Genomic DNA, 21,433 nt, shown 5'->3' on the forward strand with positions numbered 1-21,433 from the left:
TCACTAAGCGCGCTGGGGGAGCCTCTGCCTCCTGTAGTGGGACTGCTGGACTGATGCTTGATCCAAGGCGAATCGTCGCGCTGGCAGCGATTGCGCTGCTCGCCTTCGGCACCGGCACGGCCGCTGCCACACCAGCCAAGTCCAAGACCACTGCGGCCGCTCCCGCCGCGGCGCCGCCGCCTGCGCCGTTCGAGCCATTGCCGCCGCCAAAAATCTACCTGTTCCGCGGCGCCATGGGTCCGATCTTCTCGACCGGCATGGATCGGCTCGAAGAGAAACTGACCAAGGCTGGCTTCTCGGCCAGCGTCTACGAATTCACCATCTGCCGGTGGATCGGCGATCGCGCGATCTCCAGCTACAAGGAATCGCCGGCGCCGATCGTGCTGATCGGCCACTCCATGGGCGGCCTGTGCTCGATCGTCATCTCCGAGATGGCGGCCAAGGAGAACATCCCGATCAGCCTCGTCATCGTCATCGATCCTGCGCATGCGACCGGCGACGTGCCGCTCAACGTCGAGCGCTTCATCAACATCTTCCTCTCCGACAGCGTGCTCGGCGGCGGCGACGTCGTGGCCGTGCCCGGCTTTCGCGGCCATTATGCGAGCTACGACCTGAAGGAAAACTCGCGCGTCAGCCACATCAACATCGAGAAGTCCGACGACATCCACCGCCAGATCGTCGAGATGGTGACGCAGCTCCCGCGCATCCCGCCGCAAGCCCAGGCCGATGCCGTGCCGCTGCGCTATCTGGTGCCGGCGGACGCGCTGGTCGAATTGTGGGACAGCGGCGTGCGGGTGCCGGTGCGCCGCGGCGACACCATGGAAAGCATCGCCGCAGCCAATCGCGTGCCGCTGTGGACGCTCGCGCAGAGCAATTCATTGCCGGAGAACGCGCAGCTCACGCCGGGCCAGACCATCATCGTGCCGCGTCACCTGACGCCGCCGGAGCCGACCGCCGCGATGGCACTGCCACCGCCAGCGCCGGCGGCAGGGAAGAAGTAGCTCCTTCGCCTCTCCCTGCCTGCGGGGCGAGGGAGCACACTGGCGTCTTGGCACCAACTTGCCTACGCATTCGATCCGTTGATCGCGTCGATCACGGCATCGGTCACTTCCTTGGTAGTCGCCTTGCCCCCGACATCCGGCGTCAGCACGCCGGCCGCGCAGACGCGTTCGACGGCCGCCATCAGCCTCGAGGCGGCATCCTTCTCGCCGAGATGCTCGAGCATCTGCGCGCCGGTCCAGAACGTCGCGACCGGGTTGGCGATGCCCTTGCCGGTGATGTCGAAGGCCGAGCCGTGGATGGGCTCGAACATCGAGGGGAAGCGGCGCTGCGGATCGATGTTGCCGGTCGGCGCAACGCCGAGGCTTCCTGCCAGCGCACCGGCGAGATCGGAGAGGATGTCGGCGTGGAGATTGGTCGCCACGATGGTGTCGAGGCTCCTTGGATGCAGCGTCATGCGCACAGTCATGGCGTCGACCAGCATCTTGTCCCAGCTGACGTCGGGGAATTCACCGGCAATTTCGGCCGCGATCTCGTCCCACATCACCATGCCATGGCGCTGCGCGTTCGACTTGGTCACGACGGTCAGCAGCTTGCGTGGACGCGACTGCGCGAGCTGGAACGCGTAGCGCATGATCCGCGTCACGCCGACGCGGGTGAAGACCGCCACTTCCGTGCCGACCTCCTCCGGCAGGCCTCTGTGGGCGCGGCCGCCCATGCCGGCATATTCGCCTTCCGAGTTCTCGCGCACGATCACCCAGTCGAGATCGCCGACGCCGACATTGCGCAGCGGCGAGGCGACGCCCGGCAGGATTTTTGTCGGCCGTACATTGGCGTATTGGTCGAAGCCCTGGCAGATCGGCAACCGCAGGCCCCACAGCGTGATGTGGTCGGGCACGTCAGGGGCGCCGACCGCGCCGAAATAGATCGCGTCGAACTTCTTCAGCTCGGTGAGGCCGTCGGCCGGCATCATCACGCCGTGCTTCTTGTAATAGTCCGAGCCCCAGTCGAACGTGGTGACGTTGAAGGCGAGATCGCCGCTGCGCTTTGCCAGAGCCTCCAGCACGCGGACACCGGCCGAGATCACCTCGGGCCCGATGCCGTCGGCGGGGATGGCTGCGATCGAATGGGTGCGCATGGGAATGCTCCGTATCAGTGAGATTGCGGCGAGGATCACGGTCCGGGCGGCAGCGAGTCCTTGCCGGCCGCAGGGCCAATTCAATTGACGCTGGCTTATACCGAAAATGATACGCTATGACATCAATCCGGTGGGAAAGTGGGATGCGATGACCGATCAGAGGGGCCAGAGTGAGTTGCGGGTTGCCATTGCAGGGCTGGGTTCGATCGGCACCAAGATCGCGACCGCACTCGACCACGGCATCGAAGGACTGGCGCTGTCCGCCGTCGCTGTGCGTGATCCCGCCAAGCATCAGGCTTTCCTTGACGGCCTGAATCGTCCGCCGCAGGTTCTGTCTCTCGACCAGCTCGGCGATGCCGCCGATATCGTGGTCGAGTGCGCGCCGAGCAGTCAGCTGCGCGCGATCGTCGAGCCCGCGGTGAAGCGCGGCAAGGCCGCGGTCGTCGTCAGTGTCGGCGGACTGCTCGACAATTTCGATCTCGTCGATCTCGCCCGCGCCAATGGCGGCCGCATCCTTGTGCCGACCGGCGCACTGATCGGGCTCGATGCCGTGAACGCCGCCGCGGTCGGCACCATCCATTCGGTGAAGATGGTGACGCGCAAGCCGATCGATGGGCTGAAGGGCGCGCCGTTCATCGTGCAGAACAATATCGACATCGACAATCTGCGCGAGCCGCTCAAGCTGTTCGAAGGCACGGCGCGCGAGGCCGCGAAGGGCTTTCCGGCCAATCTCAACGTCGCGGTTGCGCTGTCGCTCGCGGGCGTCGGGCCCGACCGCACGATGGTGCAGATCTGGGCCGACCCGACCGTGACGCGCAACGTTCACCGCATCGAGGTCGAGGCGGATTCGGCACGGTTTTCGATGTCGATCGAGAACATCCCATCCGATAATCCCAAGACCGGCCTGATCACGGCGCTGTCGGTGATCGCGCTGCTCCGCAAGCAGCGCGCCACGCTGTGCGTGGGGACGTGACGGGTTGAGGCTTAACTAGTCCAGACGTGGCGCGCTCTATCCCCGCCACCCTGAGGTGCTCGCCTCTTCGGCGAGCCTCGAAGGGCGACGGCCCGGCTGCATCTCGGCCGTTCATCCTTCGAGGCTCCCGATTGGGGCGCTGAGCGCCCCATCACTCGCACCGCAGGATGACGGAACGCATATGCGCCGTAGCGCCTACTTACGCCCCCGTCACGCGCCAGATCACGTTGCCGACGTCGTCCGCCATCAGCAGCGACTTCTTGTCCGGCCCGATCGCGACGCCAACCGGACGGCCGTAGGATTCCTTCTCGTCCGGCGACAGGAAGCCCGACAGGATGTCGCGACCGGGGCCGGAGGGCTTGCCGTTCACGAACGGGATGAACACCAGCTTGTAGCCGGACAGCTTGCTGCGATTCCACGAGCCGTGCTGGCCGATCACCATGCCGTCTCCGAAGCCGGGCAGGGTGCCCGCGGGCATCCAGCACAGGCCGAGCGAAGCCGTGTGGCCGCCGAGCGCATAGTCCGGTTGAATCGCCTTGGCGACCATCGCCGGATCCTGTGGCACGCGGTCGTCCACCGTCCTGCCCCAATAGCAATAAGGCCAGCCGTAGAAGCCGCCGTCGCGCACCGAAGTGAGATAATCGGGCGGGGTCTCGTCGCCGAGGCCGTCGCGCTCGTTGACGACGGTCCAGAGCACATTCGTGTTCGGCTCCCATGCCAATCCAACCGGGTTGCGCAGGCCGGCACCAAAAATCCGATGCGTGCCGGCGACGAGGTCGAGCTCGTAGACCGCGGCGCGGCCTTCCTCGACCTCCATGCCCATCTCGGCGATGTTGCTGAGCGAGCCGACGCCGGCATAGAGCTTCTTGCCGTCGGGGCTTGCCAGAAGACTGCGCGTCCAGTGGCCGCCCGGCTTGAACGTGGTGAGCCGCTTGCCCGGGGCGGTGATGCGGTCGGCGTTCGCGGCGTAGGGAAACGCCATCACGCCGTCGGTGTTGCCGACATAGAAGGTGTCGCCGACCAGCGCCATGCCGAAGGGCTGGCTGAGATTCTCCATGAAGGCGCCGCGAACTTCGGCGACGCCGTCGCCGTCCTTGTCGCGCAGCAGCGTGATGCGGTTGGCGGAAACGCCGAGCGCTGCGGCACGCCGCATCGTCGCCTGCATGGCATAGTGGAACATGGAGCGCGGGGGACCGGCGATCTGCGTTGCTTCCGCGATCAGCACGTCGCCATTGGGCAGCACCTCGATCCAGCGCGGATGGTCGAGGCCGGTCGCGAACGCATTGACCTTGAGCCCGGGCGCGACCGTGGGCTTCTGGCCCTCGCGCCAGCCGCGTGCGGTCGGCATCTTCAAGGTCGGGATCGCGCCTTGCGGCTTCGCCTCGGGAATGGCCGGCTTCTCGCCCCAGGCAGGTGCGGGCTCCGTGCCCGACAGTTTTCGCCATTGCAGCGCGATGCCGCCGATGAACGCGACGAACTGCGCGAAGATGCTGGAAAACGTCATGAGAAGCCCCTGTGTGCGCGCGCATCCAACTGGCTGGCGGGGCAGACGTCAACCTGTGCGGCGGGCCGCGCGGGCCTATTCCCATGGAATGGCAGCCGATCGAATTTGCATGGGAGGGGCGTGGCGTTTACGCCGGAGATCAGCGGCCGATCTGTCGCTCCAGCCGCCGTGCCGCGCGAAAATCACCCAGGTGCTGGATGTTCGGCGCCAGCGCGGCTTCCCTGGACAACAGATGATACACCCGCGCGACCGTGCGCTGCTTCTGCTTGGTCCGCCCGGGCGGCAGCGCCCGCGCCTTGCGGAGCGCGGCAATCGCGTGCGCGCGGAAATAATCGTAGGCGTCCGACATGGCTCGATGCTCTGCGGCTGGTAGCAGGTGTCGAGGGTAACGGACGAGTGTGGGGGCGGTTCCTCGGCGAAGATCGTAGCCCGGATGAGCGAAGCGACATCCGGGGCGACTGATCCCGCATCTCGCTTTGCTCATGCGGGCTACAGGTCTCGCGCTTGCGACCTCACCGCGGCGACAGGAACGGAATGATCATCGGAACGCGGCGGCAATAGGCGCCGTAGGCGTCCTCGCCGAGCTCCTTGGAGAGGAACACCTCTTCCATCCGGCCCTTCTGCCACATGCCGAGCGAGATCAGGATCGCGCCGAGGATCGTCGTCACCAAGCCGATCGCAACGCCGGTCACCAGCATGCCGAAGATCAGCCCCGTGTAGATGGGGTGGCGCACGATGCCGTAGGGACCTGTGTCGATGACGCGGTGGTCTTCCTTGTGGGTGATGGTGTTGGACCAGAATTTCCCGAGATGCAGCCGGCCCCACCAGGCGAAGGCAATGCCAGCGGCCGAGAGGACCGCTGCGACGGCGATGCCTGTGTTGTCGAGTACCCAGAGCGGCTTCCAGCCCATGATCTCCGCAACCCACGGCGTGTACAGGATGCCGCCGACCAGGATCGGCAGCCGATAGCGCTGCGACTCCAGCGTCATGACCTGCTTCTTGGTCCGCCCCTGCCAGAACGAGGCGCCGACCCAGCTGGCGAGAAAGGCAAGCCAAAGCAGAGCCAGAAGTTCGGTCGGCCAAGTCGTGGTCCAACCACCCCAGGCGACAGAGAGAATCTTGCTGAAATCGAAGGACATGAAGGTTCTTTGCGTTGGGCGGAGCGATCAGCTCGCGCGCGAGGAGAGCGCGTGATGCTCGATGGCGCCGGAGGGCTGCTGGCCGTTGCGGGCGAGCAGATGGGTGATGGTTTCGCGCAAGACCGGCTCGATCGGACGCGGCGAATAGCCGAGCTCGTTACGGGCTTTGCCGATCGAAAGATCGCTCGCGGCGAGCGCGATGCGCACGCCCTCGGCGGTGCCGTTGGGCGGCCGGCGCGTGACGTGATCGGCGATGAATTCGAGCATGATCGCGGAGAGCTCGGCGATCTTGCCGGGCACGACGACCGGAAACTGCCGGCGGCCGCTCATCGCCGACATCATGCGCAGGATGCGACCGAGCGGAACGCAATCGCCGCCGAGAATGTAGCGCTGGCCGAGGCGGCCGCGTTCCATGGTCAGCACGAGGCCCATCGCGACGTCGCGGACGTCGACCAGGTTGACCAGGAAGTTGAGATGCGGCTGCACCTTCTTCTGGAGGAAATACCACAGCATCGCGGTCGGCGGCGTCAGATTGTGGTCGGCAGCGCCGATCGGCATGGTCGGTGTGCCGATCACGAGCGGGAAGCCCGCGGCCGCCGCCTTTGCGGCATGGTGCTCGGCGAGCGACTTCGACCTCGTATAGGCGCCGGGCATCGCATTGGCCGGTTGCAGCGCCTCTTCGGCGGGAACGCCCTTGAGGTCGGAATAGGGGAACAGGATCGATTCGGTCGAGCAGTGCAGGAAGCGCGAGACACCGCGCTTCATGGCAGCCGCGAGCACGATCTCGGTGCCGCGGCAATTCACGTCGTGAAAGTCCTGCTTGTTGGCGACCCACATGCCGGGCAGGCCGGCGAGGTGATAGACCTGATCGACACCGGCGATCGCAGCATCGACCGCAGCGCCGTCCAGCACCGAGCCGTGGACATGTTCAACGTCGGCATTCGCTGCGGCCGGCACTCGGACATCGAGAACACGGACCCGCTGCCCGCGGGCGCGGAGCGCTTCGACGAGATGATGTCCGATGAAGCCACTGCCACCGGTAACCAGGACGAGAGCCATGCAGAAGGTTGCTGTTTCGCTTTTGGAGTTATCGGGTCGAAAGGGAATTGGTCGGAAGAGGCGCCAGAATCGCGGCAAGGTCGCGACGGAAGCCCAAGGCAATGAACAATTTTGCCATCACGAACATCGGTCCAAGCAAAAGATGCGAAGGAAAAGTGAACAAGGAGGCCTCGCGGCCCTCGAAAACCTTGTGGCCGATGGTCTGCGCGGCGAGGCCGAGCACCACCAGCGTGGCGAAAATTGCCCACATGGCCGCAGTGCTGACTTGCGCGGCGGTCGTCGTCGCAACTGAAAATAGTACGACGGAGACGGCCAGAATGCCGAGCCCGAGCGCCATGTCGAGCAGCAGCCAATAGACCAATACCGGCAAGGCCAGGATCACGGCCAGGCTGACGTTGAAACCGAGCAGCGGAAGCTTGACCAGAGTCAGAGGCAGCACGGCGCCGGTGAACAGCAACAAAATGCCGACCACATGCATCGCCGTGTTCCGGGGATCGCGATGGTACTCAACGTAAACGGCAAGTTGGCGCTGAAAAAAGCCACCCATTTCGGTCTCATGCTGCACGGGGTCAGGAAGGGCGAACAGAGGCTATAGCACCGGACCCGGCGGTGCACAAACCGGCGCTTTTGTCGCGCCAAGCCGTGCTGATGCGCCCCGGGACAGGCTGCAAAACGGCGCCGCTTCAAAGGGTTCCGCTCGCCGCGGAACCGCATTCGCTCAGCGCTTCTTGGCGGGTTTTTTCGCCGCAGGCGCAGGGGCCGCAGCCGGACGCGGCTCCTCCGGCAGCTTGGCATAGGTCAGGATCTGCAGCTGCCCGTTGACGGCCGAGGTCGGCTTCGCCCGGTCGAGAAATTGCTCCTCGCCGAGGCCGATCGGATGCAGCCGCTTGGTCGAGATCTTGAACGTGTTCACCAGCACGTCGCGGATCGCGTCTGCCCGTCGCTGGCTCAGGATCGCGTTGGCCTCGCGCGTCTTCGAATTGGATTCGACGTGGCCGACGATCAGGAACGTGTAGGGCAGCAGCGAGGCGTGCACCAGCGCATCCGCGATCCGGCCGACGGTCTGATAGGACGATGGCTGGATGATCGGCGTGTCGGTGTCGAACTGGATCTGCGCATTGAAGGCCGGCAGCTTGGCGAGGTCGGGCGCGATCAGCGGCCGGTTCACGGGTCCCGGATCGTTCTTGATCCTGGTCTTGGCGCGCTCCATCACCTGCTGCTTCAGCGCGGACAGATCGACCTCGGCGGCCTCTTCGAAATGGTTCAGCTTGCCGACGATGTCGTCGCGGGTCGGCGCTGCCGTTTGCGCGCCGGCAGTGCCCGCGAGCAGGACGAAGCCCAGCGCGATGCCTGTTCGTGCGATGGCGAGCCCCGTCGCGCGCATCAGCGATACCCCGCGTCGTCGATGGCCTTCAGGCAGTTGTTGCTGATGCCCTTGGGCGTCGAGACCAGGCAGGGGACCGACTTGCTGGTCTCCTTGGTCGAGCCGCCGCAGACCTTGACGATCTCGCGCTGGCAGGCGTTCGCCACCGTGACGCGCGCGGCGACGCGCTTCTGGATGGCGTCGAACACGCCGAAATAGTCGCTCGTGCATTGCGGCGACAGCACGTCGCGATTGCGCGACAGGCACTCCTTCAGCCGGTTCGAATCCGGGTTGACGCCGCGGCAATTGGCGACGATTTCCGCGCCGCAGCTCGCCGCCAGCTTTCCGATCGAATCGCCAAAGCTCATGGTCTCCGCCGCCGCCAGCGACGGCATCCCCAATGCAAGCACGATCAATGTGATGGAGCCCCGGAACATGGGTTTATCTGATACGGGGAAGTTCGCGATGGTCAAGGCCTGTTCGGACCAGAACCGTCGAGAGTTCGGCGAGTGCGGCGAACAGTCCTCACTCCGAGGCATCGAGCGGCGGCCATTCGATCAGGACAGCCGTATGTTTCCCGAGATCGTCGGCAAAATCAGGATCGGCTTTGAGCTCGGCCAACGTCCGCGGCGGGGGCAGCTGGCGGCCGTCCGCGGTCAGCTCCTGCGCAAAGAACGCGAGCGCTTCGGGCGCATTCTCCAGCGCCTCCTCGAGATCGTCACCGCCGGAAATGCAGCCGGGCAGGTCGGGAAACCACAGGCTGACAGAGTCCGGATCGGCGTCCTCGATGATGGCAACGTACTGAGCCATGGCAGGATTGGTGGCCTCGAAGGTTGTCCGGCTGGGTTTGCGTCGATAATGAATACCTGATCCGGGGAGGCAGGCAATTGAGCAAATTCACTATGGCGGAAGGCGCCGGCTCGTTCGTGTTTCACGATGATGGTGCGGTCCCATCGCCACGATCGATTCGGATCTTCTCGTTCTGCGCCAGATCGAGCCATCGGCACACGCGCATCATCGTGGCGATGCACGGCGTCGACCGCGCTGCCGAGGAGTTTCGCGATCTGCTCGCACCTCAGGCCGAACGCAATGGGCAGATCGTGCTGGTTCCGGAGTTTGATTCGGATCAGTTTCCGGGTGTCCACGCCTACAATTTCGGGGGCGTGCGGCTGCCGCCGCCCGACAACACGGTTCTGCCGCGCGATCATTGGAATTTCGGGGTGATCGACCGGCTATTTCATCATGTTCGACATGCGATCGGGTCGAGCCGGGACACCTTTGGCCTGTTCGGTAACTCCGCGGGTGCCCAGTTTGTCCTGCGCTATCTCGCGCTCAACGAGGCCGCGTCCGTCGATCTCGCCGTTGCCGCCAATTGCGGATGCTACATGCTGCCGAACCTCACCAAGGACTATCCGGTCGGCATGGGAGGGATTGGCCTCGACGAAGGTCATCTGCGCAGGTATCTGGCGCGTCCGCTTGTCATCCTGCTGGGCGCTGCCGACAACGATCCGGACGCCCCAGATCTGCCGCGCTGGGACGAGGCGATGGCCCAAGGGCCTCACCGTCTTGCGCGTGGTCTCTGGCATTTCGAACACTGCAAGGAGTTAGCCGGGCGTCTTAGTGGAACGCTGGGCTGGAAGCTCGAAATCGCGCCTGGCGCCGGGCACGTCGATCAGCAAATCTACGATCAGGGCGCCATCATCCTGAACGGCTGAGCGGAAGGCTGTTCACGCCCGCTGCACAAAGCTGTCCACGACCTTCTTCTCGCCGGCCTTGTCGAAGGTGATGGTGAGCTTGTTGCCGTCGATCCTGGTGACGCGGCCGTAGCCGAATTTCTGGTGGAAGACGCGGTCTTCGAGCGAGAACTCCGAGGTCGTGCCGGTGGACTTGGCGACCAGCTCGCCCTCGATCGTCAGAGGCCCGCGGCGGCGCGAGGAGAAGCTGCCGAAATCGGGGCCGGATGACGAGGAGGTCGAGAACGTGGACGTCTCTTCCTCGAAGCCGCTTCTGCCGCCGCCATTGCGGCCGCTGCCGCGGTTGCGATTGGCCTGGGCGCGCTGCCAGCCCGGCGTCGAATAGCTGGAGCCGAACGCCTCCATGTCGTCGAAGCGCGAGGCGCCGTAGCCGCCGGTGCCGCCCCAGCCCGAGCCGCCCTTGGATTCCGTGATCTCGACATTGGCCGCCGGCAACTCGTCCAGGAAGCGCGACGGGATCGTGGTCGACCAGGTGCCGTGGATCCGCCGGTTGGTCGCGAAGTATATCTTTGCACGGCGGCGCGCGCGGGTGAGGCCGACATGGCCGAGCCTGCGCTCTTCTTCGAGGCCGGCGCGGCCCTGTTCGTCCAGCGTGCGCTGGCTCGGGAACAGGCCTTCCTCCCAGCCCGGCAGGAACACGTTGTCGAATTCGAGGCCCTTGGCAGAATGCAGCGTCATCAGCGACACCGCGTCGTCCTCGGCGCCGCCCTCGCGGTCCATCACCAGCGAGATGTGCTCCAGGAACCCTTGCAGGTTCTCGAACTCCTCCATCGAGCGCACCAGCTCTTTCAGGTTCTCCAGCCGGCCCGCGGCGTCCGCCGAGCGGTCCTTCTGCCACATCTCGGTATAGCCGCTCTCGTCGAGCACGATCTGGGCGAGATCGGTATGCGCGGTGACCTCGCGCTGGGCGCGCCAGCGGTCGAACTGGGCGACGAGATCGCGCAAGCTTCCGCGCGCCTTCGGCTTCAGCTCGTCGGTCTCGACCACCGCGCGCGCGGCCTCGAACAGGGGAATGCGGCGCTTGCGGGCATGGTCGTGCAGCATCTGCACGGTGGCGTCGCCAAGCCCACGCTTCGGCGTATTGACGATGCGCTCGAAGGCGAGGTCGTCGGCCGGCGAATTGATGACGCGCAAGTATGCCAGCGCGTCTCGGATCTCGGCGCGCTCGTAGAAGCGCGGGCCGCCGATGACGCGATAGGGCAGGCCGAGCGTGACGAAGCGGTCTTCGAACTCGCGCATCTGGTAGGAGGCGCGCACCAGGATCGCGATCTCGTTGAGCTTCTCGCCCTGGCGCTGCAGCTGCTCGATCTCCTCGCCGATGCCGCGGGCTTCCTCTTCCGAATCCCAGGAGCCCGTCACCGTGACCTTCTCGCCGTCCTGATCCTCGGTGCGCAGCGTCTTGCCGAGCCGGCCTTCATTGTGCGCGATCAAATGCGAGGCGGCGGCGAGGATATGGCCGGTCGAGCGATAGTTGCGCTCGAGGCGGATCACCTTGGCGCCGGGGAAATCGTGCTCGAAGCGCAGGATGTTGTCGACCTCGGCGCCGCGCCAGCCATAGATCGACTGGTCGTCGTCTCCGACGCAGCAGATGTTCTTGGTTTTCTCCTTCTCCCCGCTCATGTCCGCCGAAGCCTTGGCGAAGGCGGATGCGGGGGCGCGACGAGCTTCGCTCGCGCTGAGAAGGTCGGGATGAGGGGGAGTCTCCACGAGCGCGGTGCTTGGAGAGTCCCCCTCACCCGCAGCGCTGCGTGCGTCGGCCTCTCCCCGCACGCGGGGAGAGGCGAAGGAAGCAGAAGAGGGCGCCTGCGACAGCAGCCGGAGCCATAGATATTGCGCGACGTTGGTGTCCTGGTACTCGTCGACCAGGATGTATTTGAAGCGCTGCTGATACTGCCGCAGGATATCCGGGTGCTCGCGGAAGATCCGGATGTTCTCCAGCAAGAGATCGCCGAAATCGGCCGCGTTCAGGATCTTCAGCCGCTCCTGATAGCTCGCATAGAGCTTGCCGCCTTTGCCGTTGGCGAAGACAGCGGCCTCGCCAGAGGGCACCTGCGAGGGCATCAGGCCGCGGTTCTTCCAGCCGTCGATCAAGCCCGCCAGCATGCGCGCCGGCCAGCGCTTGTCGTCGATGTTCTCGGCCTGCAGCAGCTGCTTGAGCAGCCGGACCTGGTCGTCGACATCGAGCACGGTGAAGTTCGACTTGAGCTGCGCCAGCTCGGCATGGAAACGCAGGATGCGGCCGCCGATGGAGTGGAAGGTGCCGAGCCACGGCATGCCCTCGACGGCATGGCCGAGCATCTGGCCGAGCCGGTGCTTCATCTCGCGCGCGGCCTTGTTGGTGAAGGTCACCGACAGGATCTCGGCGGGGCGGGCGCGGCCCTGGCTCAGGATGTGCGCTATGCGCGTGGTCAGGACGCGGGTCTTGCCGGTGCCGGCGCCGGCCAGCACCAGGACCGGGCCGTCCAGCGTCTCCACCGCCTCGCGCTGCTCCGGATTGAGCCCGGCGAGGTATTTCGGGCCCACCGAGGCGCGCGCACGCGCGGCGATGCCGCCGGCTGCGGGCTGGTGGTCGGGGACATTCTGGGACGTGATCTTGCTCGGCTCGGTCATGCGAATCATCGGCCCCACGATGGCACCGCGGGGTGGTGGAAGGGAGCCTTCTTAACAGGGATTGGTGCGTATATGGGGCGCCGGGCCGGGTTTTCCACGTGCGCGGCAGGCCGATTTGTTCCAGCACGGGCCGCGAATTTCGCTCCCGCCGGGACCGGAACTATCGTTCCCGCGTCGAGATTGTCAGGACAGGTGGCGCGGCCAGCCGCGTCGATCGCAGACAACATCAAGACGAGGGTTTGACCATGCTAGGCTGGGTTGTGACGTTTCTGGTTATCGCACTGATCGCCGGCATCCTTGGCTTCGGCGGCATCGCCGGCGCCTCGATCGAGATCGCCAAGATCATCTTCTTCATCGCGGTGGTCCTGTTCCTGGTCTCGGCCGTGGTCGGCCTGGCGCGCGGCCGCAACAGGGTATAGCGCTTATCGCTTCGAGGGCATCGCCACGTTCCGGCCGATGCCCTCGGGGCGTGCTCCCGCGCTGTGGGCCCTTGTGACCGCAGCGATGCGCTCGCGAATATCCGGCGGAAACGGCGCAACGCGTCGTGCATTCATGTCCATGTGCAGCGACATGTTCTCGGACGTGGCCGACAGCCAGCCCTCGGTCGCGTGCCGCATCTCCTCGAACGTGTGCAGCCGCTTGTCGTCGGCCTCGAGCAGCCAGACGAGGATCTGCACGGGATCGCCCAAATGGATTTCCCGGCGATACCGCACGTGGCATTCGGCCGTGAAGGTCGAGCCGCCGCGCTCCTTCATGTAGGTCGGTCCGATCCCGAGCTCCAGCCAGAGCTGGTCGATCGCGCGGTCGAACATCACGTTGTAATAGGCCATGTTGAGATGGCCGTTATAGTCGATCCATTGCGGCTCGATCTGCATGATCGAGGCGCGGAACGGCGCGGCTTCGGGCCTTGAGGCGGCAGTCTCCGGCATGTTTCCTTCCCAAGCTATGCGTCCGGTCGCTTGACTTGACCGGTTTTATGTCCTTTGCCACGGTTCTTCTTTCGGGAGGAATTCCGTGAGTACGACCATCACCAATAATCCGCCGCGGCCGGAGCCGAAAGCCCTCGCGAGCACGCTGGAGCAGCTTGCCGCACGCTTCGGCAACCGCCTCATCACCTCGCAGGCCGTGCGCGAGCAGCACGGCCATACCACCACATGGATCCCCAACCAGCCGCCGGACGGCGTGGTGATGGCGCAGGAGACCGCCGACATCCAGGACGTGGTGCGGATCTGCGCGAAAAGCCGCGTGCCGGTCATTGCCTTCGGCACCGGCACCTCGCTCGAGGGCCAGGTCAACGCGCCCGCGGGCGGCATCTCGATCGACCTGCGCGACATGAACAAGGTGCTGGCGGTGCATGCCGAAGACCTCGACTGCGTGATCCAGCCCGGCGTCACCCGCAAGGCGCTGAACGAGCATCTGCGCGACCAGGGCCTGTTCTTCCCGATCGATCCCGGCGCGGATGCTTCGCTCGGCGGCATGGCCTCGACCCGCGCCTCCGGCACCAATGCGGTGCGCTACGGCACCATGCGCGACAGCGTGCTGGCGCTGAAAGTGGTGCGCGGCGACGGCGAGATCATCACCACCGGCACGCGCGCGAAGAAGTCGTCGGCCGGCTACGACCTCACGCATCTCTTCGTCGGCGCCGAGGGCACGCTCGGCATCATCTCGGAATTGACCATTCGCCTGCGCGGCATCCCCGAGACAATCGCGGCCGGCGCGGTGTCGTTCGAGACCGTGCACGGCGCCTGTCAGGCCGTGATCCTGGCGATCCAGACCGGCATTCCCGTCGCGCGCATCGAGCTGCTCAATGCCGCGCAGGTGAAAGCCTGCAATGCCTATTCCAAGCTGACGCTGCCGGAGACGCCGCTGCTGCTGATGGAATTCCACGGCAGCGAGATCGAGGTCGGCGAGCAGTCGAAAGCGTTCGGCGAGATCGCAAGGGACTGCGGCGGCGGCGATTTCTCCTGGACCACCAAGCCCGAGGACCGCACGAAGCTCTGGCAGGCGCGGCACGACGCCTATTGGTCGGTGAAGGCGTTGCGGCCCGGCGACAGCATCGGCGTGGTTGCGACCGACGTCTGCGTGCCGATTTCGCGGCTCGCCGATTGTGTCAGCGAGACCGAGCAGGATCTCGAGCGCCTCAATTTGCTGTCGCCGATCGTCGGCCATGTCGGCGACGGCAATTTCCACTGCTCGCTGGTCTGCGACACCAACGATGCCGACGAGATGGCACGCGGCGAGGAGTTCATGCATCGGCTGGTCGAGCGCGCGCAGGCGATGGACGGCACCTGCACCGGTGAGCACGGCATCGGACAGGGCAAGCAGAAATATCTCAAGGCCGAGCTCGGCTCCGAGGCGCTCGATGCGATGCGGGCGTTGAAGAAGGCGCTCGATCCGCTCAACATCTTCAACCCCGGCAAGATCGTGCCGGAGGCCTAGCGCACAGTCCGCGCGATCCAGGCCGGCTGGATGCGGGAAGCCGTTCAGCGCGATTGTCCCGGCACTGGCGCAATAGATGCGGCCCGCGCGATGGGCGCGGTCCGGTGCGAGTTCATGCCGGATCGGTTCAATACCTGCGGTAGTCGCCGCGTGCCGAGCCGCCATAGCCACCGCCGTAGCCGCCGCGGCCCATGCCAATTCCGATTCCGATGCCGACACCCACGGCTGCGGGCGGGGGCGGCGGGGCACGCTCGTAGACGACCACTTCGTCGGGCGGTGGCGGCCGACGCGGCTTCGGTGGCGTCTCGACCACCTTGCGCTTCGGTGGGGTGTCGACGCGTTTCTTGATGGTGGGCGGAACGCTCGGATTGACAGGCGTCGCCGGCGACGGCGTCGAGCACGGGCAGGTCGGCGCCATCGCGACCGCGACGGGCGTCGCCGTGGCGGCCACGGGCAAGGCGTAGTTGCGGTTCTGCACGCGGAGCAGCAGCCGGCGCGCGGTTGCCGCGAGATCGCTGTTGTCCCAGTTCGCCAGATAGGCCTCGAACGAGGCGCGTGTGTTGATCGCGGTCGCGCGCTCCCAGGCCAGCATCTGCCGCCGCCGCTCGAGCACGGTGCGCAGGCGCGGCGTGCGGGCGTCCTGTGCGTAGAGTTCGATATAGGCCTGATAAGCGGGCACCGTGTCCTCGGTGATCACGAGTTCATAGGCGACCATGGCAGGCTTGCCTCGTAATTCCTTGCGCCAGTCTTCGAGGCTGCGCGTGCCGCCGGCGAGCGCCATCGCGGATGCGCCGGGAAGAGCGGGCGTGCTGCCGCTGCTCTCGCCGAAGAACCTGAAGTCGGTGGTCAGCGACGAACTCTCCCAGGGGATCTGCCGGCCGTCGGTCGATTGCGCCACGGCGACGCGGATGCGCTTGAACATTTCCTCGATTGCCAGATTGGGCTGCTTGGCAACCGTCAGCACGGCCGCGGTGTAGGGGCTGTCGATGCCGTTGCCGTCCTCGGCTTCGGCGCCGGGCGAGGTCGAATAGGAGATGAAGGAGCCGGGCGCGCCGGCCTTGGTGTCGACGATCGCAAGTCCGTGGCCGGCGCCGCTGAGCGCGGGGAACGGATTGTTGCGGCAGGCATCGAGCATGAAGATGCGCGCCCGCGTCGGCAGCGCGCCGAGCGTGTTGAGCAGGTCGTTCAGCCGCACGCCCTGGAGCGGAATGTCGGCCTCGCGCTTGGGGTCGAGATCAACCGGCACCAGGTAATTCTCGCCGTCGATCTGCAGGCCATGGCCGGCATAGAACACCAGTGCGACGGTATCGGCGCCGCTGGCACCGACCTTGCCGGCGAAATCCGAAATCGCCGCGCGCATCTCGTTCTGCGACAGGTTGGCCGCGGTGGTGACGGTGAAGCCCGCATTGCCGAGCAGCTCCGTCATGCCTTTGGCATCGTTGGCGGCGTTGGGCAGCTCCGGCACGGTGCGATAGGCCGATTGGCCGATCACCAGCGCAAGCCGCGTTTCGGCGGCCGCGTCCGTGGGAGTCGCCAATTGAGCAAGGGCGAGAAGACCGGACGCAAGAAGAAAATTCGAAAAGACTGGACGGCGCATGATGTCACCTCCAACGGCAATGCGCACGATGATGTCACTTTTCCTAAGTCCGCGCCATGAGAGCGTCTGTGCGCTGGATCACGTTACGCGGGCGACAAATCGGGCAGTGGATCTGGCCGGAGCTGCGCCTCAGGCCGTGCGCCGTCACGGCAGTCCGCGGTCCCAGGGCGTCACCGGCGCAAAGCGCGCGGCGAGAAAGTCGATGAAGGCGCGCACCTTGGCCGGCGGGCGGCGATCGGGCAGATAGACCGCATGCACGGCCGACGTCTGGATCTCTGGCTGGTCGAGCGGGAGCGCGACGAGCGCGCCTGAGCGCAAATCGTCGGCGATGATGAAGGTGGGTTGTCGCGCAAGGCCGAGGCCGGCCAGCGTCGCCGCGCGCAGCGCATCGCCATTGTTGGCACGCAAGGTGCCGCTGACCTGGACGCGGATCTCGCCCTCGACGCCGAACAGCCATTCCGCCGCGCTCGCCTGCTGCGAAAGCGTGTAGCCGAGGCAATTGTGCCGGGCGAGGTCGGCGACGGTGCGCGGTGTGCCGTGCCTGGCAAGATAGGAAGGTGCGGCACAGACCACGAGGCGGTTCGGCGCGAGCTTTCGGGCCACCATGCTGGAGTCGCGCAAGCTGCCGATGCGGATCGCGAGGTCCCAGCCTTCCTCGGCGAGGTCGACGAGGCGATCGTTGAGACCGAGCTCGACGGTGACCTCGGGATGGACTGCCGAGAACTCCGCGATTGCAGGCGCAATCTGCCTCGTACCGAACACGACGGGGACGTTGACCCGCAGCAGCCCGCGCGGCTCGACGCGTTCACGCGAGATCGCCGAGTCGGCGGCCTCCATGTCGGCGAGAATGCGCTCGGCGGATTCCAGATAGCTCCGTCCGGCTTCGGTGATGGAGAGCCGCCGCGTGGTGCGGTGGAACAGTTTTGTGCCGAGCCGCGCCTCCAGCGAGGCGACATGCTTAGTCACCATGGTCTGCGACAGCCCCATGGCCCGGGCCGCGCCGGAGAGGCTGCCGGCCGCGGCAACCTTCGCGAAGACCTCCAGGCTGGTCAGGCGGTCAAGCAAAGCCGATCTCGCTCTGTTGGTGTGAAGTATATTTCAAAAATACCAGATTATCACCGATATGAGAATAGATCATCTTGAGGCGCAAAGGAGACTGCCATGATCGATTCCCGTACCGCCCCTTACGCCGCGCTGGTGCTGCGCGTGACCCTGGGCGCGCTGTTCCTGGCCCATGCCAGCCTGAAGCTGTTCGTGTTCACGCCGGCTGGTACCGCAAAGTTCTTCGGTAGCCTCGGCTTTCCGCCCGAGCTCGCCTATCTCATTATGACCGTGGAAGTGCTCAGCGGTGTCGCGCTGATCCTCGGCGTCTGGACCCGCTATGCGGCGCTGGCAGGAATCCCGATCCTGCTCGGCGCGATCTTCACGGTGCACGGCGCGGCCGGCTTTTTCTTCACCAATCCCAAGGGCGGCTGGGAATTCCCCGCCTTCTGGGCAATCGCGCTCGCGGCGCAGGCCCTGCTCGGCGACGGCGCCTACGCGCTGCGTCCCTCGCGCGATGTCGCGGCGGCGGGCGGCCAGCTCAGCGGCGCACATTCGCGCTGACGTCACCGCATTCGCTCAAGCCTCTGGAGCCGCGGGATCACGATGCCCGCGGCTTTCGTCGTTTGCTTCGTTGCAATCCGATCAATCTGCGTTCGGCATCGATCCATACCTGAATTGGATCGATCTCCCCCAATCCTGCATGGCAGGTCTCGTCGCTGCCGTGCGGCATGTGCGAAAACACCGACAAACGGAGGCGTTCCGTCGCGATTTCCGCGGAGCGCCCGTCGCTCGTGTCATCGCGACGTTGCCGGCCGCATCCCTTGCCTGTGCCGTCGCTTTGGCCATACAGTCCGCGCAACAGGCTGCGGCAACGATCGTGGCGAAGAAAAAGAGCAGGGAGAAGCCGCACCATGACCATCGTGCCCGTGAACCGTCGCGCGTTCATCAAGTCATCGGCGGCGGTCACCGCCGGCATTGTGCTCTCCCCCGCTATCATCGGCCGAGCCGAAGCTGCGACGCTGAAGCTGAAGTGCTCCTCCTCGCTGCCGAACGATCCCAAATACGCCAATGGCCGCGTCTACTACGACAACCTGATCAAGAATCTGAAGGGTAACGGCCTCGGCGAGCAGATCGAGGTCGCCTTCTTTCCCGACAATCAGCTCGGTCAGGAGATCGACGTCATCAATTCGGTGAAGCTCGGCGTCATCGACCTCATGGTGTCGGGTTCGTCGATCTCGGCCAATCTGGTGCCGCTGGTCGGCACCTTCGACCTCGGCTTTCTGTTCTCGAGCTTCCCGCAGCAGACCAAGGCGTTCGAGGCCGGCGCCGCCAGGCCGATCGAGGATGCGCTGCTCAAGGGCGGCAACATCCGCATCATCGCCTGGGCCTACAATTTCGGCTCTCGCAGCGTGCTGGGGAAGAAGCCGGTGAAGACGCCGGAGGATCTTGCCGGCCTCAAGATCCGCACCCTGCCAAATCCCGTCATCACCGAATGCCTGCGCCTGATGGGCGCGGCCGCTACGCCGCTTGCCTTCGGCGAGATCTACACGGCCTTGCAGGCCGGCGTGCTCGATGGGCTCGAGCACGACCCGCCGACCATCCTGGCCAGCAAGTTCTTCGAAACGGCGAAGTTCTACGCGCTGACGCAGCACAATTTCTCGCCGCTCGCGATCTACTTCAGCGACATGACCTACAATCGCATGGATCCGAAGCTGCGCGAGGGTTTCCTCGATGCCGCCAAGAAGGCCGCGGCCGACACCCGTGCCCATGGACTCGCGGTCGAGAAGGAGGCGCTTGCGGCGTTGACTGAGAAGGGCGTGACGGTCGCCGAATGCGACCGCGAGGCGTTCAAGAAACGCGTGGAGCCGCAGACCGAGAACTTCATCAAGGCGCGGCCTGGCTCCAAGGCCGTCATCGACATCATCCGCGCGACGCAAGCCTGATATGGCGATGACAGCCGCCGTGCCCCTCTCGGGCGGCCGCAACGGCAGCATCGTGCTGCTGCTTCGGCTCAGCGATGCGATCGCGGCCATTCTGCTGGCCGCCGATCTCGTGGTGGTGTGCGCCTCCGTGCTGCTGCGCTTCTTTTTGAACGCGCCGGTCGAATGGTCCGATGACGTTGCTCGCGGACTGATGGTCGGCTCGGCCTTCTTCGGCGCGGCGAGCGCGCTCGCGCGCGGCGAGAATATCGGTGTGTCGTTCTTCCGCGATCTCTTGCCGGTGCGGCTGCGCACACTGGTCGATGCCGCCAGCGCGCTGCTGATCGTGGTGATCTCCGGCTATGTCGCCTACAACGCCATCAAGCTGGGCTCGCTGACGTCGGGGCAGACCACCGGCTCCGGCCTGCCGCTGGAGCTGACCTTCTATCCGATGGGCATCGGCGCGCTGTTCATGACGGTGTTCGCGATTGATCATCTCTGCGCGAGGCCGTTCCCCGAGATCGTCAGGGGCCTTGTTGCCATCATCGCGGTGACCGGCCTCTATCTCGCCTGGGATTATCTGTCGCCGTCGTCGGTGCCGTCGGCGGGCATGCTGATGCTGATCGGCTTCTTCGCTACCCTGTTCGGCGGCTTGCCGATCGGATTTGCGTTGGCGCTCGCCGCACTGATCTTCATCTGGGTCGAGGGCGCGCTGCCCGGCGTCATCTTCGCGCAGCAGATGGCACGCGGCATCGACAACTTCGTGCTGCTCGCGATCCCCTTCTTCATCCTGGTCGGCTATCTCATGGAAGCCAACGGCATGTCGGTGCGGCTGATCGAGTTGCTGCAGCGCGCCGTGGGCCGGATGCGCGGAGGGCTGAACGTTGTGATGGTGGCCTCGATGGTGCTGTTCTCCGGCATCTCCGGCTCGAAGATGGCCGACGTCGCCGCGGTCGGTTCGGTGCTGATCCCGGCGGCGCGACGCTCGAAGCAGAACCCCGGCGGCGCAGTGGCGCTGCTCGCAGCCTCCGCAGTGATGGCGGAGACCATTCCGCCCTGCATCAACCTGATCATCCTCGGCTTCGTGGCGAACCTTTCGATCGGCGGCCTGTTCGTGGCGGGTCTCTTGCCATCGGCGCTGATGGCGCTGGTGCTGATCGCGGTGTCCATCATCTTCGGCACGCGGCCGGCGGAGGCGGAGGATGTCGAGCCGCAAATGCCGGTGTCGGGTCTGTGGAGCGGCGCGATCGCCTCGTTCGGCCTGATCTTCATGATTTTCTTCGGCTTCAAGAGCGGCTTTGCCACCGCGACCGAGATCTCGGCCTTCGCGGTGGCCTATGCGCTCGTCGTCGGCAGCGTGGTGTTCCGCGAGCTCGGCTTTAAATCGGCCGCGCACAGTTTCGTGCAGGCGGCGACGCGCGCAGGCCTGGTGCTGTTCATAGTCGCCGCCGCGCAGTCGCTGGCGTTCATGCTGACCTTGCAGCAGGTGCCGCATGCGGTCGGCGACTTCATGCTCGGCCTGTCCAAGACCTCGGGCGTCTGGCTGTTCATCCTCTTGGCGATCGCAGTGCTGATCGTGATGGGCTCGGTGCTGGAAGGCGCGGCCGCCCTGATCATCTTCGGGCCGCTGCTGCTGCCGGTCGCCGTGCAGCTCGGCGTCGATCCCCTTCATTTCGGCGTCGTGCTCGTCATCGCCATGGGCATCGGCCTGTTCGCGCCGCCGCTGGGACTTGGCCTCTACGGCGCCTGCCTGATCGGCAACGTGCCGATCGAGCAGACCGTGAAGCCGATCATGGGCTATCTCGGTCTCTTGTTCCTCTGCCTGCTCGTCATCGCCTTCGTGCCGTGGCTCTCGACTGCGCTGCCGCGGGCATTCGGCTACTGAAGGGGGCTGC

22 protein-coding genes are annotated in these 21,433 nt (G+C 65.6%); 8 read left to right on the top strand and 14 right to left on the bottom strand.

All coding sequences use genetic code 11. The features are described from left to right. The first annotated feature begins 53 nt into the window (after nucleotides 1–53). The gene (locus IVB23_RS31265) at nucleotides 54–1,001 is read left to right on the top strand and encodes a LysM peptidoglycan-binding domain-containing protein (protein ID WP_061877595.1); all 948 of its coding nucleotides are present in this window, start codon (nucleotides 54–56) and stop codon (nucleotides 999–1,001) included. A 62-nt stretch (nucleotides 1,002–1,063) separates the two neighbouring features. On the opposite strand, the gene IVB23_RS31270 is transcribed toward IVB23_RS31265, so the two are convergent. After that, the gene (locus IVB23_RS31270) at nucleotides 1,064–2,137 is read right to left on the bottom strand and encodes a tartrate dehydrogenase (RefSeq protein ID WP_247801154.1); all 1,074 of its coding nucleotides are present in this window, start codon (nucleotides 2,135–2,137) and stop codon (nucleotides 1,064–1,066) included. Nucleotides 2,138–2,285: 148 nt separating this feature from the next. Here IVB23_RS31270 and IVB23_RS31275 point away from each other — a divergent pair, with 148 nt between their 5' ends. Then, nucleotides 2,286–3,110, top strand: a complete 825-nt coding sequence (locus IVB23_RS31275; RefSeq protein WP_061877624.1) for an aspartate dehydrogenase — start codon at nucleotides 2,286–2,288, stop codon at nucleotides 3,108–3,110. Nucleotides 3,111–3,309: 199 nt separating this feature from the next. Here the strand turns inward: IVB23_RS31275 and IVB23_RS31280 are convergent, their stop codons facing one another. From IVB23_RS31280 to IVB23_RS31315, 8 genes are all read right to left on the bottom strand, one after another. Next, complete coding sequence (locus IVB23_RS31280; protein WP_061877596.1) at nucleotides 3,310–4,614, bottom strand: sorbosone dehydrogenase family protein; 1,305 nt, start codon at nucleotides 4,612–4,614, stop codon at nucleotides 3,310–3,312. A 139-nt stretch (nucleotides 4,615–4,753) separates the two neighbouring features. Continuing rightward, nucleotides 4,754–4,963 carry a hypothetical protein gene (locus IVB23_RS31285; protein ID WP_061877597.1) on the bottom strand — a complete coding sequence of 70 codons (210 nt, stop codon included), beginning with the start codon at nucleotides 4,961–4,963 and terminating at the stop codon, nucleotides 4,754–4,756. 163 nt (nucleotides 4,964–5,126) lie between these two features. Next, entirely contained in the window at nucleotides 5,127–5,753 is a 627-nt protein-coding gene (locus tag IVB23_RS31290) for an isoprenylcysteine carboxylmethyltransferase family protein (protein WP_061877598.1), read from the bottom strand. Between the two features lie 27 nt (nucleotides 5,754–5,780). Further along, nucleotides 5,781–6,812 (bottom strand): NAD-dependent epimerase/dehydratase family protein, encoded by a 1,032-nt coding sequence (locus IVB23_RS31295; protein ID WP_197968132.1) that lies wholly within the window; start codon nucleotides 6,810–6,812, stop codon nucleotides 5,781–5,783. A 28-nt stretch (nucleotides 6,813–6,840) separates the two neighbouring features. Further along, nucleotides 6,841–7,359 carry an Mpo1-like protein gene (locus IVB23_RS31300; RefSeq protein WP_197968131.1) on the bottom strand — a complete coding sequence of 173 codons (519 nt, stop codon included), beginning with the start codon at nucleotides 7,357–7,359 and terminating at the stop codon, nucleotides 6,841–6,843. A 171-nt stretch (nucleotides 7,360–7,530) separates the two neighbouring features. Then, on the bottom strand, nucleotides 7,531–8,196 hold the full coding sequence (locus IVB23_RS31305) for an OmpA family protein (protein ID WP_197968130.1): 666 nt from the start codon (nucleotides 8,194–8,196) through the stop codon (nucleotides 7,531–7,533). Next, the gene (locus IVB23_RS31310) at nucleotides 8,196–8,612 is read right to left on the bottom strand and encodes a hypothetical protein (RefSeq protein WP_061877602.1); all 417 of its coding nucleotides are present in this window, start codon (nucleotides 8,610–8,612) and stop codon (nucleotides 8,196–8,198) included. Before IVB23_RS31310 ends, IVB23_RS31305 begins: the two co-directional genes overlap by 1 nt. An 88-nt stretch (nucleotides 8,613–8,700) precedes the next feature. Then, entirely contained in the window at nucleotides 8,701–8,985 is a 285-nt protein-coding gene (locus IVB23_RS31315) for a type II toxin-antitoxin system HicB family antitoxin (RefSeq protein WP_197968129.1), read from the bottom strand. Nucleotides 8,986–9,062: 77 nt separating this feature from the next. Between IVB23_RS31315 and IVB23_RS31320 the strand changes: the two genes are divergently transcribed. After that, on the top strand, nucleotides 9,063–9,890 hold the full coding sequence (locus IVB23_RS31320) for a hypothetical protein (protein WP_247801156.1): 828 nt from the start codon (nucleotides 9,063–9,065) through the stop codon (nucleotides 9,888–9,890). 12 nt (nucleotides 9,891–9,902) lie between these two features. Here IVB23_RS31320 and IVB23_RS31325 read toward each other — a convergent pair whose 3' ends face one another. Further along, nucleotides 9,903–12,548, bottom strand: coding sequence for a UvrD-helicase domain-containing protein (locus IVB23_RS31325; protein ID WP_197968127.1), 2,646 nt, complete (start codon nucleotides 12,546–12,548; stop codon nucleotides 9,903–9,905). Nucleotides 12,549–12,784: 236 nt separating this feature from the next. Between IVB23_RS31325 and IVB23_RS31330 the strand changes: the two genes are divergently transcribed. Continuing rightward, nucleotides 12,785–12,958, top strand: a complete 174-nt coding sequence (locus IVB23_RS31330; RefSeq protein ID WP_018319670.1) for a DUF1328 domain-containing protein — start codon at nucleotides 12,785–12,787, stop codon at nucleotides 12,956–12,958. 3 nt (nucleotides 12,959–12,961) lie between these two features. Here the strand turns inward: IVB23_RS31330 and IVB23_RS31335 are convergent, their stop codons facing one another. Beyond that, nucleotides 12,962–13,468, bottom strand: coding sequence for a thioesterase family protein (locus IVB23_RS31335; RefSeq protein WP_247801157.1), 507 nt, complete (start codon nucleotides 13,466–13,468; stop codon nucleotides 12,962–12,964). A gap of 85 nt (nucleotides 13,469–13,553) precedes the next feature. Here IVB23_RS31335 and IVB23_RS31340 point away from each other — a divergent pair, with 85 nt between their 5' ends. Continuing rightward, on the top strand, nucleotides 13,554–14,978 hold the full coding sequence (locus IVB23_RS31340; protein WP_247801158.1) for an FAD-linked oxidase C-terminal domain-containing protein: 1,425 nt from the start codon (nucleotides 13,554–13,556) through the stop codon (nucleotides 14,976–14,978). 127 nt (nucleotides 14,979–15,105) lie between these two features. On the opposite strand, the gene IVB23_RS31345 is transcribed toward IVB23_RS31340, so the two are convergent. Continuing rightward, complete coding sequence (locus tag IVB23_RS31345; protein WP_246515731.1) at nucleotides 15,106–16,515, bottom strand: caspase family protein; 1,410 nt, start codon at nucleotides 16,513–16,515, stop codon at nucleotides 15,106–15,108. Nucleotides 16,516–16,719: 204 nt separating this feature from the next. Then, on the bottom strand, nucleotides 16,720–17,640 hold the full coding sequence (locus IVB23_RS31350; protein WP_247801159.1) for a LysR family transcriptional regulator: 921 nt from the start codon (nucleotides 17,638–17,640) through the stop codon (nucleotides 16,720–16,722). Nucleotides 17,641–17,736: 96 nt separating this feature from the next. Here IVB23_RS31350 and IVB23_RS31355 point away from each other — a divergent pair, with 96 nt between their 5' ends. Continuing rightward, nucleotides 17,737–18,180 carry a DoxX family protein gene (locus IVB23_RS31355; RefSeq protein ID WP_061877608.1) on the top strand — a complete coding sequence of 148 codons (444 nt, stop codon included), beginning with the start codon at nucleotides 17,737–17,739 and terminating at the stop codon, nucleotides 18,178–18,180. A gap of 37 nt (nucleotides 18,181–18,217) precedes the next feature. Here IVB23_RS31355 and IVB23_RS31360 read toward each other — a convergent pair whose 3' ends face one another. Beyond that, the gene (locus IVB23_RS31360) at nucleotides 18,218–18,532 is read right to left on the bottom strand and encodes a hypothetical protein (protein ID WP_197968114.1); all 315 of its coding nucleotides are present in this window, start codon (nucleotides 18,530–18,532) and stop codon (nucleotides 18,218–18,220) included. Here IVB23_RS31360 and IVB23_RS31365 point away from each other — a divergent pair. Both IVB23_RS31365 and IVB23_RS31370 read left to right on the top strand, forming a co-directional pair. Continuing rightward, nucleotides 18,531–19,562: a TRAP transporter substrate-binding protein gene (locus tag IVB23_RS31365; RefSeq protein WP_061877609.1), complete on the top strand. Its 1,032-nt coding sequence runs from the start codon at nucleotides 18,531–18,533 to the stop codon at nucleotides 19,560–19,562. The genes IVB23_RS31360 and IVB23_RS31365 overlap by 2 nt on opposite strands. Before the next feature lie 7 nt (nucleotides 19,563–19,569). Then, nucleotides 19,570–21,423 carry a TRAP transporter large permease subunit gene (locus IVB23_RS31370; RefSeq protein ID WP_247804994.1) on the top strand — a complete coding sequence of 618 codons (1,854 nt, stop codon included), beginning with the start codon at nucleotides 19,570–19,572 and terminating at the stop codon, nucleotides 21,421–21,423. Nucleotides 21,424–21,433 lie beyond the last annotated feature (10 nt).

The organism is Bradyrhizobium sp. 191, from assembly GCF_023100985.1.
Lineage (GTDB): Bacteria > Pseudomonadota > Alphaproteobacteria > Rhizobiales > Xanthobacteraceae > Bradyrhizobium > Bradyrhizobium diversitatis.